The organism is Winogradskyella sp. (assembly GCF_013213975.1).
In the GTDB taxonomy this organism is placed as follows: Bacteria; Bacteroidota; Bacteroidia; order Flavobacteriales; family Flavobacteriaceae; genus Winogradskyella.
In genome coordinates, this window is sequence record NZ_JABSST010000018.1 from 27026 (window position 1) to 40943 (window position 13918).

Annotated in this window: 14 protein-coding genes; all 14 read right to left on the reverse strand. The window is 35.2% G+C overall.

Annotation, left to right across the window (positions count from 1 at the left end):
- Positions 1-582, reverse strand: a complete 582-nt coding sequence (gene hisH, locus HRU49_RS03960) for an imidazole glycerol phosphate synthase subunit HisH (RefSeq protein ID WP_296354383.1) — start codon at positions 580-582, stop codon at positions 1-3.
- Complete coding sequence (gene hisB / locus HRU49_RS03965) at positions 582-1715, reverse strand: bifunctional histidinol-phosphatase/imidazoleglycerol-phosphate dehydratase HisB (protein ID WP_296354385.1); 1134 nt, start codon at positions 1713-1715, stop codon at positions 582-584. The genes hisH and hisB overlap by 1 nt, the downstream gene beginning before the upstream one ends.
- Positions 1712-2749 carry a histidinol-phosphate transaminase gene (gene hisC, locus HRU49_RS03970; protein ID WP_296354387.1) on the reverse strand — a complete coding sequence of 346 codons (1038 nt, stop codon included), beginning with the start codon at positions 2747-2749 and terminating at the stop codon, positions 1712-1714. The genes hisB and hisC overlap by 4 nt, the downstream gene beginning before the upstream one ends.
- Entirely contained in the window at positions 2746-4032 is a 1287-nt protein-coding gene (hisD, locus tag HRU49_RS03975; protein ID WP_296354389.1) for a histidinol dehydrogenase, read from the reverse strand. Before hisD ends, hisC begins: the two co-directional genes overlap by 4 nt.
- A gap of 1 nt (position 4033) precedes the next feature.
- Positions 4034-4891: an ATP phosphoribosyltransferase gene (gene hisG, locus HRU49_RS03980; protein ID WP_296354391.1), complete on the reverse strand. Its 858-nt coding sequence runs from the start codon at positions 4889-4891 to the stop codon at positions 4034-4036.
- 220 nt (positions 4892-5111) lie between these two features.
- The gene (locus HRU49_RS03985) at positions 5112-5927 is read right to left on the reverse strand and encodes a prohibitin family protein (protein WP_296354393.1); all 816 of its coding nucleotides are present in this window, start codon (positions 5925-5927) and stop codon (positions 5112-5114) included.
- A 10-nt stretch (positions 5928-5937) separates the two neighbouring features.
- Complete coding sequence (locus HRU49_RS03990) at positions 5938-7971, reverse strand: VWA domain-containing protein (RefSeq protein ID WP_296354395.1); 2034 nt, start codon at positions 7969-7971, stop codon at positions 5938-5940.
- Positions 7972-7979: 8 nt separating this feature from the next.
- Entirely contained in the window at positions 7980-8726 is a 747-nt protein-coding gene (gene fabG / locus HRU49_RS03995; RefSeq protein ID WP_296354397.1) for a 3-oxoacyl-[acyl-carrier-protein] reductase, read from the reverse strand.
- 133 nt (positions 8727-8859) lie between these two features.
- A complete protein-coding gene (gene sucD / locus HRU49_RS04000) occupies positions 8860-9732 on the reverse strand; it encodes a succinate--CoA ligase subunit alpha (RefSeq protein WP_296354399.1) in 873 nt (290 codons plus the stop codon).
- 92 nt (positions 9733-9824) lie between these two features.
- Positions 9825-10223 (reverse strand): nuclear transport factor 2 family protein, encoded by a 399-nt coding sequence (locus HRU49_RS04005; RefSeq protein ID WP_296354402.1) that lies wholly within the window; start codon positions 10221-10223, stop codon positions 9825-9827.
- A complete protein-coding gene (locus HRU49_RS04010) occupies positions 10224-11159 on the reverse strand; it encodes a UDP-3-O-(3-hydroxymyristoyl)glucosamine N-acyltransferase (RefSeq protein WP_296354405.1) in 936 nt (311 codons plus the stop codon). It lies immediately after the preceding gene.
- Positions 11160-11726 (reverse strand): elongation factor P, encoded by a 567-nt coding sequence (efp, locus tag HRU49_RS04015; RefSeq protein WP_296354407.1) that lies wholly within the window; start codon positions 11724-11726, stop codon positions 11160-11162.
- 18 nt (positions 11727-11744) lie between these two features.
- On the reverse strand, positions 11745-12530 hold the full coding sequence (gene lpxA / locus HRU49_RS04020) for an acyl-ACP--UDP-N-acetylglucosamine O-acyltransferase (protein ID WP_296354409.1): 786 nt from the start codon (positions 12528-12530) through the stop codon (positions 11745-11747).
- A 2-nt stretch (positions 12531-12532) separates the two neighbouring features.
- Positions 12533-13918: bifunctional UDP-3-O-[3-hydroxymyristoyl] N-acetylglucosamine deacetylase/3-hydroxyacyl-ACP dehydratase (locus tag HRU49_RS04025; protein WP_296354411.1), on the reverse strand; the 1386-nt coding region annotated here is incomplete at its 5' end.

The following is a 13918-nucleotide window of genomic DNA, read 5'->3' on the forward strand; positions in this document are numbered from 1 at the left end:
TTATAATTCTAAAAAGTTCATTAATAGCTGTTCGCCCACCTTTCCTGATTTCTCTGGATGAAATTGTACACCAAAGAAATTATCATTTTCTAAAGCAGAGGCATACTCCAACTCATAATCGGTCGTTGCAATATTCTGATTGCAATTTTCAGCATAATAGCTATGTACTAAGTACATATAAGCCCCTTCCGCAATTGACTTAAATAAATTAGAGTTTAGGTTAGTTACCGTGTTCCATCCCATTTGAGGCACTTTCACCTCATTTGAAAAACGTTTTACATCGGTATCAAATATGCCTAAACCTTTTGTATCACCTTCCTCAGTAGACTTGCACATTAGTTGCATCCCCAAACATATACCTAAAACTGGCTGTTTGAGTTCTGGAATTAAAGTATCTAGTCCGCTTTCCTTCAATTTGCGCATGGCAGAACTCGCTTCACCCACACCTGGAAAAATAACTTTGTCAGCTCTCAATATAGCTTCTGGATCAGCAGTTAAAACTGCATCATACCCTAAACGTTGAAAAGCAAACTGAATACTTTTAATATTACCGGCTCCGTAATTGACTATTTTCAAATCCATTAGAGCATACCCTTTGTAGATGGTAGAATCATCTTATTCACATCACGCTTCACAGCCATTTTTATAGCCTTTGCAAAGGCTTTGAAAATAGCTTCAATTTTATGGTGCTCGTTGGTTCCTTCTACTTTTATATTCAGATTACATTTAGCACCATCAGTAAAGGATTTAAAAAAATGATAAAACATTTCCGTTGGCATTTTACCGATCATTTCACGCTTGAATTCAGCATCCCAAACTAACCAATTTCTACCTCCAAAATCTATGGCAACCTGCGCTAAGCAGTCGTCCATCGGTAAACAAAAGCCATAACGTTCAATACCTAGTTTATTACCTAGTGTTGTAGCAAACACCTCACCTAGTGCAATTGCTGTATCCTCGATAGTATGGTGCTCATCAACTTCTAAATCACCATCAACTTTAATATTTAGATCTATTTGACCGTGTCTTGCAATTTGATCTAGCATATGATCGAAAAAGGCAATTCCTGTGTCAATATTACTTTCCCCTTTACCGTCTAAATTTAAATCAATTTTAATTTGAGTCTCATTAGTATTACGCTCAATGCTACCTTTCCGTTCTGTAGTTTTCAGAAACTCATATATTTCTTTCCAATCATTGGATTCAAGAGCTATAAATTTATCCAGTTCAGAGTCACTAACGGTCACTTCATCAGTTCCCAGATTTGTATTGTCGTTAATAAAAATACCTTTCGCTCCTAAATTCTTGGCTAACTCAACATCTGTAAGACGATCACCAATAACAAATGAATTTGCTAAATCATAGTCATCGGAAAAATATTTGGTTAAAAGACCAGTATTCGGTTTGCGTGTAGGTGCATTATCTTTTGCAAATGTTCGATCAATAAATTGCTCCTCAAATACAACACCTTCCTGTTCGAATGATTTAATTACAAAATTATGCACAGGCCAAAACGTGTTTTCAGGATACACCTCAGTACCCAAACCATCTTGGTTAGTAATCATCACGATTTCAAAATTCAATTCATTAGCTATTTTACTTAAGTACTGAAATACCTTAGGGTAAAACTCTAACTTCTCAAATGAATCAATTTGTTCATCTGCTGGTTCGCGTATAAGTGTACCGTCTCTGTCTATAAACAAAACTGGTTTCATGAAAGCTGATTTAATATCTTAATTAATATGTTGTTCTCTTCTGCTGTACCAACTGTAAAACGTAGGCAGTTTTCGCAAAGTACTTGTGTTGTTCTATTTCGTACCACAATACCTTTTTCAATAAGCTGGTGATATCGCAAATTGGCATCATCTACCTTTGCCAAAATAAAGTTTGCATCCGATGGATAAATCTGTTTTATAAATGTTATTGGAGCTAATGCATTTCTAAGAATATTGCGTTGCTCCAAAATATTTTGAACCTCATTTTTTACATCTGAAAGGGCTTCAAGTCTCTCTAAGGCTTTTATCTGCGTTAATTGATTAATATTGTACGGTGGTTTAATTTTATTAAGCACTCTAATTATAAATTCTGATGCATAACAAATCCCTAATCGAATTCCTGCTAAGCCATAAGCCTTAGAAAGGGTTTGTGTTACAATAAGATTAGGAAATTCACTCAGTCGACTTACCCAACTCTTTTGAGTTGAAAAATCGATGTATGCCTCATCAACGACAACGATTCCTTTAAATCCTTTGATTAATCTTTCTACTTTATCGGCATTGAAACTATTTGCTGTTGGGTTATTTGGTGAACACAAGAACAACAGCTTTGAGTTACTATTTTGAATTTTTAGTATCTCATCCACTTTAGGTTCAAAATCAGATTCTAGCACGACAGAAAGGATGTCTATGGCATTTAAATCTGCTAACACCTTATACATACCATAGGTTGGTGGTAAAGTAATAACATTATCTGTTTTGGGTTCACAAAATGCCCTGAAGATTAAATCTAAAACTTCATCACTACCATTACCTAAAAGTATTTGTGATTTCTCAACGCCTTTTAATACTGACAATCTTTGCTTTAAAGCAGTTTGTTGTGGATCTGGATAACGATTAACAGTTGACTCAAATGGATTCTCATTAGCATCAATAAAAACCATGTCTGCAGAAGCATCTTTATATTCGTCTCTTGCTGATGAATAGGCCTTAATGCTTTTTATATTATCACGAAGTAGACGTTCTATATTCATGATTCTAAATCTTTTAAACGTAATGTGACGGCGTTTTTGTGTGCCTGTAGTCCTTCCGCTTCTGCCATCAACTCTATAGCAGGTCCAATATTTCTTATCCCTTTTTGAGATATTCTCTGGAAGGTCATACTCTTTTGAAAACTATCTAAGTTAACACCTGAATAAGCCTTCGAAAAGCCATTTGTTGGTAATGTATGATTTGTTCCAGAGGCATAATCACCAGCGCTTTCTGGTGTATAATCACCAATAAAGACAGAACCTGCGTTACCAATGTTTTCTACAAAGTAATCGTTGTCATTTGTAGAAACTATAAAATGTTCTGGACCATAAGCATCAATCAACTCGAGTGCTAATGTATTATTATCTACTACGATTGATTTAGAATTATTAATAGCATCAGAAGCCATAGCCTTTCTTGGTAAGACCTCTAGTTGTGATTTAACTTCTAAATTGACTTTTTCGGCAAAACTCTTAGACGTTGTTACTAGAATAACCTGACTATCAGACCCATGTTCGGCTTGACTTAATAAATCTGATGCAACATAGGCTGGATTTGCTGACTCATCTGCCATTACCAATAATTCACTTGGCCCTGCAGGCATATCAATGGCTACCCCATACTTTGTTGCTAATTGCTTTGCCACAGTTACATATTGATTCCCAGGACCGAAGATTTTGTAGACCTGAGGAATGGATGCTGTACCAAATGTTAATCCAGCAATCGCCTGAATGCCTCCAACCTTGACTATTGTTGTTACACCACATAGTTTTGCGGCATATAAGATCTCATCTGCAATCTTACCCTCTTTATTTGGTGGTGAGCATAATACAATGTCTTTACAACCTGCAATTTTAGCCGGTATAGCCAACATTAATACTGTTGAGAATAAAGGAGCGGTTCCACCAGGAATATACAAGCCAACTTTCTGAATAGGTCGCTTTTCTTGCCAACAAGTCACACCCTTCATTGTTTTAAGAACTACCTTATCTGTTTTTTGCGCTTTATGAAACGCCTTAATATTACTCTTGGCTAATTTCATGGCTTTTTTAAGCTTCTTAGAGGTACGCTTTCTTGCTTCCTCTATTTCTACATCAGAAACTACTAAACTACCAAGGTCTACCTTGTCAAATTTAGAGGTGTATGATTGTATAGCCTCGTCACCCTTAGCTTTTACCTCACTAAAAATGTCATTGACGATAGCTTCGATATCATTAACAGTTTTGGTGGGTCTCTCTAAGAGTTTTGTCCAGTCCTTTGGATTTGGATTTTCAAAAATCTTCATATTACAACACCATATTTTCAATTGGACAAACTAAAATTCCCTCAGCACCATTAGCCTTAAGCTCATCAATGACATTCCAAAAATCATTCTTATTAATTACGGAGTGTAATGAACTCCAACCTTTTTTAGCTAAAGGTAAAATGGTTGGACTGTTCATTCCAGGTAAAATATTTACAATCTTGTTCAACTTATCATTTGGTGCGTTTAATAAGACGTATTTATTTTGCCGGCCTCTTAAAACAGATTTTAATCGAAACTGAATTTTATCAATAATGACTTGATTCTCAGGTGAAATTTTTGGTGAAGTAGCTAAAACAGCTTCAGATTTTAGTAAAACTTCAATTTCCTTTAAACCGTTTTTAAACAAGGTGCTGCCACTTGAAACGATATCGCAAATACCGTCCGCTAAACCAATATTTGGCGCAATTTCCACAGAACCATTAATAATGTGCAAGTTGGCGTTCACGTCATTTTTAGCTAAAAATTGGTTAACTGTGTTAGGATAAGATGTAGCAATTTTTTTCCCCTCTAAATCTTTAAGACTTTTAGCCTCAGATGATTTTGGTACTGCTATAGAAACTCGGCATTTTGAAAATCCTAATTTTTCTACAACAGTGATGTCCTCTCCTTTTTCTACAAGCACATTTTCACCAATTATAGCAGCATCCACAACTCCGTCTCTTAGATATTGTGGTATGTCGCCATTTCTTAAATAAAATACTTCAAGTGGAAAATTTCTGGCAGATGCCTTGAGCTGATCCTTACCATTATCAATAGAAATACCAATTTCCTTAAGAATCTTTAATGAATCTTCATTTAACCTTCCTGATTTCTGAACTGCAATTTTTAGTGTACTCATTTTGTCTTTATTGATTTGAACCTATCAATTGAGTCAATAAAAAAACCCATTTGATATTTTCAAACGGGTTTACTTTTTATGTTGAAATTAATCAATACATTTTCACCTCGCTTGAGCGATTACCTGAAAATGATGATGTAATTGATTGTTTAACATGATTTGTTTGTTGAAACAAAGTTTGTAAAAATAATTTTAGAATTCCAAGTGTTTTTTAAAAAAATTATTGGTTGCCTAATATAATAGGCATTCCGCTCTCTCCAGAGCCGATAACAACTACCTTACTGTTAGGCGATTCTGCCAATTTGTTGGTGGCTTCAATTCCTTTATCCTGTAAAATCTTATCAGTCAAAGAGGCGCTTAAAATTCTGTTAGCATCAGCCTTTCCTTGAGCTTCAATTCTTTGACGTTCTGCTTCTTTTTGAGCAGTAACCAACCTGAACTCATATTCTAAAGATTCTTGCTCTTGTTTTAGTTTTCGTTCAATGGCCTCTTTAATTGTCGGCGGTAACGTTACATCACGCACCAAAATTTCATCCAAAACGATATATTGCTCGTCTACAATTTTCTTTGTTTCTTCAAAAATTTCTTTTTGTATCGCATCACGCTTACTCGAATAAAGCTGTTCTGGTGTATAGCGACCAACAACACTACGCGCTGCAGAACGAATGGTTGGTAAAATAATTCTATTTAAATAATTGTCACCGATCTCTTGATGTAGCTTTCCAAGGTTTTTTTCGTCTGGCTTATACCATGCAGATGCATCCAATTGAATATCTAATCCGTTAGACGATAATACTTTCATTTTTTCGAAGATCTCTTGACGTCTTACTTCATAAATGTAAACCTTGTTCCAAGGTGCTACAATATGAAAGCCTTCACCTAAGGGTGGTTCATCAGTAACTACACCACCACCAAATGTCTTATAAAGTACCCCTGCTTCACCAGATCCTATTGTAACAGCTGATTTAGCAATGATTACAATAGTAAGTATGATTCCTAATAAAATTGGCAAGCCAACTTTTGGTAATTTCTCCATGTTTTTGTTTTTAAATTAATCCGTTATACTTTCTTATAAACCACTCAGAAAAAAGACACAATGCTATAATTCCAAGTAAATATTTCCAGCGTATCAAAGGTACGATATTTTTAGTGCTTTTTTGAATGATTTGATAGCGCGAATCATTTAATAAATCATTGACCAAGCTATCAAATTGATCCGAAAAATAACCATTTCCTTCACTTGAACGTGCTAAGGACATTAACTTATTTATATCTGCATTTAAGAATTGCTGTTCCACATTATATTCTAAAACTTCAAAGCTACCCGAAGTCGAAACTGATTCTGTGTTATGTTTTAATGTAAACTTATAAATACCTGAGTCAACTCCGCTTAAATCGACACGATAATTACCTTCATTTAATAACAAAGGAAACTCACGAACAGTATTGTTTTCTTCATTCCTTAAAACTAACGTTAATGCTGCGGAATTGTCAAACTCAAAATTCTTATTGAAGTACTGTGCTGAAATTATAATGTCATCATTACCATTGTAAAATGATTTATAATCAATATTAATTCTATTTCGTTGTTTATTTGAACTTAAATACTGTACTATTTTTCCTATAAAATTATCAAAGTCATTGAAGCTCTCGGTATCCAAATATGACTGAGCACGCCATCTCCATAAACCTTCCCCATTTAATAAGGCAAATTTACATCCATCTGCTTCAAAGGTTGAAAACATGGACTGTCCCGTATCAACCCTATTAACTGTTTTAGTCAAAACAATATCATTTGGAATACTGAAACTAATATTACCAAATTCCGATTGTAAAGGTGGATAGTCTTCGAAATTAAGTTTATCAATTATAAACGTACTATAATTTCGATTCAAGGTAGGTTGAAAATCTTCGGATTGGTTCGTGATGGTTTGCTTAAAATATGACTGAGCGTTATTTAGTAAATTCCAATTGGTGGTATTACCTGTAATAATCATGGTATTGCGTCTTTCACTAAAAATTTCCTCTAAGACATTAATGAAGGTATTAGTTGGCTGATAAACTACAACCAACTGAAAATCATTAACGTTGTTAATATACTCGATAGGTTCTAAAATAGAAACACTGCGTTGTTCGTTACTTTCTATGGCTTTCTTTAAAGCACCAATGTCGGGATGTAAACGCTCGGTAACAATAGCAATATTTGTTTTTTGATCGATAACCTCCACACCAAAACTCTTAACGTTATTAACTGTATTTTTCTCATGGTCATGTGGTGATAATTCCACTCTATATGTTTTTGCACCAACCCTATTAGCTAATAATGTTGTTGAAATAATTTCAGAGGTTTTATCTGGATTAAAATATAATGTTTTTCGAAATACTACAGAATTTCCGGACCAGATTTTGAGTTCAGTAGTAACTTCTATTTCTCCTTTATAATTAGCAATAATTTCAACTGGAAATCGATTCTTTAGATACACATAGCGGTTTACATTTAGCTGCTTGATATTTAAATCAGAATATACTGTTGAATCCCCAAGTATAACGGGATAAATAGGCTGATTGATAGAATTTGATATGAAACTATAATCACTGCCATAAGTCTGGTTTCCATCGCTGACCAAAATGATAGGTGCTACTTGATTTGCATAGACTTCCCCAAACTGTTTTAGAGCTTGTGAAATATTTGATTGTGGCTCATTATAACTAAACGTGTCTACCTCACTCACATTCTTTCCAAGACTAAAGGTCTCAATGTTAAAACGCTGATTTAAAGCTTCATTCCCTTTCAGACCACTATATATTGCGTTAGCATTAGCGTCTTGTTCTAAGTAGGAAACAGACTCAGAATTATCTACTGCAATAACTAGTGATGGTTTCTCATCATAATACGACTTAGACTCAAATTTTGGATTAATTAATAACAGTAGAATTCCAAAAATGGAAAGCGTGCGCAATGCCAAGAGGCTATACTTGAGTTTAGTATTTAATTTCGATTTATATATATACTGAAACAGCGCTAATAAAAGCGCCGCTATCCCAGCAAATATGATATAGAAAATCGATTCTGTTTGCATTAACCTTTTTAAGTTAGCATACCACCATCAACATTAAGAACTTGTCCTGTAACATAAGCACTTAAATCGCTCGCTAAATAAACACATGTATTTGCTATATCTTCTGGTGTACCTCCACGTTTTAATGGAATTGCAGCCCGCCAGCCTTTTACCGTTTCTTCATCTAACTTCGCAGTCATTTCAGTTTCAATAAAACCTGGTGCAATAACATTACTGCGAATATTACGCGATCCTAATTCTAAAGCTACAGATTTAGAGAATCCTATGATTCCCGCCTTTGACGCAGCATAATTGGTTTGCCCAGCATTACCCTTAACACCCACCACTGAAGACATATTAATTATAGATCCTTTTCTTTGTTTTAGCATGGTGCGTTGTACTGCCTTAGTCATATTAAATACTGACTTTAGATTGACTTCGATAACCTTATCAAAATCCTCTTCTCCCATGCGCATTAATAAATTATCCTTGGTGATACCAGCATTATTTACAAGAATGTCAATAGAACCAAACTCAGCGAGCACATCTTCTGCTAACTTCTGCGCGTCATCAAAACTCGCCGCATTACTCTGATATCCGACCGCTTTAATACCTTGAGAATTTAAATCTTCTTCTAATGCTTTCGCTGCATCTTTAGATGAACTGTATGTAAATGCGACATTAGCACCGTGTTGTGCAAAAACTTCCGCAATACCCTTACCAATTCCTCGACTTGCACCAGTAATAATTGCTGTTTTTCCTTCTAGTAATTTCATGTTGTTATTTTTCGATTAGTTGGTTTATACAAATAGGATAATACCATATTCAAATATACCAATTACAATTTACGACGACATAAAAAAACCTCACAAGATTTTGTAAGGTTTTTAACAGTTTTAGAGAAAATCATTAGCCTAATACTTCAGCCACTTTCTTTCCTATTTCGGCAGGTGAATCTACAACGTGAATTCCGCATGCTCTCATGATTTTCTTTTTTGCTTGTGCTGTATCGTCACTACCTCCAACAATAGCACCAGCATGTCCCATTGTTCGTCCTGCAGGTGCTGTTTCACCAGCAATAAATCCTACAATTGGTTTTGAGCTCCCACTCTCTTTATACCAATGAGCTGCATCAGCTTCTAACTGACCACCTATTTCGCCAATCATTACAACGGCTTCAGTTTCAGGATCGTTAATTAATAACTCAACAGCTTCTTTCGTTGTTGTACCAATGATTGGATCTCCACCAATACCAATAGCTGTAGTTATTCCTAAACCTTGTTTTACCACCTGATCAGCAGCTTCATAAGTTAACGTACCCGATTTTGATACAATACCAACTTTACCTGACTTAAAAACAAAACCTGGCATAATACCCACTTTAGCCTCACCTGGAGTAATTACACCTGGACAATTAGGGCCAACAAGTCTGCAGGCTTTATCTTTTATATAATCTGCAGCTTTAATCATATCAGCTACAGGAATACCTTCTGTAATTGTGATAATAACTCTAATACCAGCATCTGCGGCCTCCATAATTGCGTCTGCTGCAAATGCAGGTGGAACAAAGATAATTGTGGTGTCTGCACCAACTTCTTCAACGGCCTCTGCAACCGTATTAAATACTGGTTTGTCTAAATGTGTTTGACCACCTTTTCCTGGTGTAACACCACCAACAACATTTGTTCCGTAATCAATCATTTGACCAGCATGGAAAGTACCCTCACTACCAGTAAAACCTTGAACTATAATTTTAGAATTTTTATTAACTAAAACGCTCATTAGATATTTGTGTTTTTAAATTTATTGTTCTTTTTTGTTGTGCAAAAATAAGAGTTTTGCGATGTATAAACGAGCGCTTTTAAAATTTTTATTTAGGAATATGATGCCATGCTTTGGGCATTACTTTCATCAGCTTGTTGGCTGATTTCATAACCTCTGTACAACTTACCATCTTTAACTTCCCAAATGGTTGAAAAGTGCCCTAAAGCAGATTCATTGGAAGCATCTTCTATAATAGAACCATACAAGGTATGTCTCGTTATAATTGTAGTGCCTGCTGCGATAAAATGAGTGAATTCAAATCTGAGATTATCATAGGCCTTTCTTGTCTGCTCAAAAAACACAAAAAGGTCATTGTAATTTAATATTTGAAACCCTTGACTACTCGTCCAATGTAATTGGCATTCTTTATGAAAGAATTTTGAGATAACATCTGGATCATTCGCCAAATCTGAATCATAAAAGCCCTTGACTATATCTTTAGCTGACATCTATTTATCTTTTAATTTTTCTAGTATCTCAGGAATTTTTCGAATCGAAGCAATTTCCTTGTATTTAGATCTAAAATCATCCGCTGGAATACCAAAATAATGTTTACCACCTTCCAAAGATTTACTCACACCAGCTTTAGCCGAAATAATGGCTTTTTTTCCAATAGTAACACCACTTGTTATACCAACTTGTCCCCAAATTGTAACTTCATCTTCAATTATTGTGCAACCGGCAATTCCAACTTGAGAAGCTATTAAACACTTTTTACCAATAATTGTATCATGACCAATCTGAACTTGGTTGTCTATTTTAGCACCTTCCTTAATTGTTGTATCTGCGGTTACTCCTCTATCAATTGTACAAGCCGCACCAATATCAACATTATCCTCAATAACAACGCGTCCACCAGATTTAAGCTGATCATATCCTTCTGGTCTATTTTTATAATAAAAGGCACTGGCACCAAGTATTGTGCCTGCATGAATTATGACGTTATCACCAATCACAGCATCATCATAAATACTGACATTTGAGTGAATGACACAATTTTTGCCAATAACTACATTATTTCCAATAAAACAATTGGGTTGAATTACTGTACCTTCACCAATAATAGCATTTGCAGCAATTGCCGCATTACTTGCTTTGAACGGCCTAAAATGATTGGTTAGTGTATTGAAATCACGGAAAGGATCGTCAGAAACTAAAAGAGCCTTTCCTTCAGGGCAATCGACCGCTTTATTAATTAACACAATGGTCGCAGCAGATTCTAATGCTTTGTCGTAATACTTAGGATGATCTACAAAAACAATATCCCCAGGTTCAACGACATGAATTTCATTCATTCCCAAAACAGGAAAGTCATCATCACCTACATAGGACGTACCAATGAGATCGGCTATTTCTTTTAACGTATGGGGTTTTGGAAATTTCATTTACTCCTTTATACGCTCTTTATACGTTCCTTTTTCAGTTTCTACTTTGATTTTATCACCTTCGTTAATAAATAAAGGAACATTCACTGTAGCCCCAGTTTCCACAGTCGCAGGCTTTGTCGCATTTGTTGCTGTATTTCCTTTAACACCTGGCTCCGTATGTGTTACTTCTAATATAACACTGGCTGGCATATCTACAGATAATGGCATATTATCTTCAGAATTAATCTGAATTGTAACTACTTCCCCTTCCTTCATTAAATCTGGTCGATCTAGAGCACCTTCCATTAATTGAATCTGAGTATAATCTGCTTCATTCATAAAATGATAATACTCACCATCATTATACAAATACTGAAATTTATGAGTTTCAACTCTGACATCCTCAATCTTGTGACCAGCAGAAAATGTATTATCAATAACTTTACCCGTCGTTACACTTTTAAGTTTAGTTCTTACAAAAGCAGGACCCTTACCTGGTTTTACATGTAAAAACTCAATAATTTTATAAATATCATGATTATACCTAATGCATAATCCATTTCTTATGTCTGATGTACTTGCCATTATTAGTTTGGTTCTTTGTTAATTTGATTTGAAATAGCCTTTCATAATTCCTCGATGCGAATTCTTTATAAATTGTAAGATTTCGTCACGCTCAGGTGTGGCTTGCATTTCAGCTTCAATAATTTCTGAAGCCTGAGTATTATTATAATTTTTTTGATAAAGTATTCTGTAAATGTCTTGAACCTCTCTAATTTTTTCAGTGGTGAATCCTCGTCGTCTTAATCCAACAGAATTAATCCCCACATAAGATAATGGTTCACGAGCAGCCTTAACATAAGGCGGAACGTCTTTTCTAACTAAAGAACCACCAGTTACAAAGGCATGCTTTCCAACAGATGCGAACTGATGCACTGCTACCATACCGGCTAATACCACGTTATCACCAATAGTTACATGTCCCGCTAAGGTTGTATTATTTGAAAAAATACAGTAATTACCAACGATACAATCATGTGCAATATGGCTGTAAGCCATGATTAAGCAGTTATTACCAATAACCGTTTTCATTTTATCTGAAGTACCTCTGTTAATAGTAACGCACTCTCTTATGGTAACATTATCACCAATTTCAACAGTAGTGTCTTCATCATTATATTTTAAATCTTGTGGAATTGCAGAAATTACGGACCCTGGAAAAATATTACAGTTTTTTCCAATACGAGCTCCTTCCATAATGGTTACATTACTTCCAATCCATGTGCCTTCACCAATTTTCACATTATTATGAATAGTTGTAAAGGGCTCTATTACTACATTCTTTGCAATTTTTGCTCCAGGATGTACGTATGCTAAAGGTTGGTTCATTATTATTTAACTTTTGAGATTTGAGCCATCAGCTCTGCTTCTGCACAAAGCTTACCATTGGTGTAAGCGTAGCCTTGCATATGGCAAATTCCTCTTCTAATTGGTGTAATTAACTCACATTTGAAAATTAAGGTATCGCCAGGCACCACTTTTTGTTTGAATTTTACATTATCCATTTTCATGAAAAATGTTAAGTAATTTTCTGGATCTGGAACAGTGCTTAAGACCAAAATACCGCCTGTTTGAGCCATGGCTTCAACAATTAAAACGCCTGGCATAACAGGCTGACCTGGAAAATGCCCTTTAAAGAACTCTTCGTTCATTGTGACATTTTTCATACCGATGACATAATTCGCCGTGAGCTCATAAACCTTATCTAGTAATAAGAATGGTTGTCTGTGCGGTAACATATTCATGATCTGATTCACATCCATTAATGGTGCAGAATTCAAATCAACTGTTGGTACATTGTTTCGGCGCTCATTCTTAATCATTTTAGACATTTTCTTTGCGAATTGTGTATTTACAAAGTGTCCTGGTTTATTTGCAATGACCTTGCCTCTAATTCGTGTTCCAATTAAAGCTAAGTCACCAACAACATCTAACAACTTATGTCTGGCTGCCTCATTGGGATGGTGCAGTGTTAAATTATCTAATATACCGTTAGGCTTTACAGCGATATTATCTTTATTAAAGGCTATCCTAAGCTTATCCATGGTAGCTAGGGATAATTCCTTATCGACGTAAACAATAGCATTATTTAAGTCTCCACCTTTAATTAAACCGTTTTCAAGAAGCATTTCAATTTCGTGCAAAAAACTAAATGTTCTGGCATCTGCAATTTCAGTTTTAAATTCTGAAATGGAATTCATGGTGGCATTCTGTGTTCCTAAAACCTTAGTTCCAAAATCAACCATTGTTGTTATTTTATAGGAATCTGAAGGCATTAAGATAATTTCACTTCCAGTAGATTCATCAGCATAAGACACCACTTCCTTAACTGCATATTCTTCTCTAAATGCATCTTGCTCTACAATTATTGCTTTTTCAAGGGCTTCCACGAAGAATTTAGAAGACCCATCCATAATTGGTGGTTCCGAAGCATTAAGTTCAATGACCGCGTTATCAACATCAAGTCCTACGAGAGCTGCAAGTACGTGTTCACATGTCTGAATGGTAACACCATTTTTTTCTAAACAAGTGCCGCGTTGGGTGTTTGTAACATAGTTGGCGTCTGCTTCAATTTTAGGATTACCTTCTAAATCAACACGCTCAAATAAAAATCCAGAATTTTCGACACCTGGTTTAAACACTAAGGTAACATTTGCACCTGTATGTAACCCTACTCCTTTTAAGGTTACTTCGTTTTCAATGGTCTTTTGTTTTAC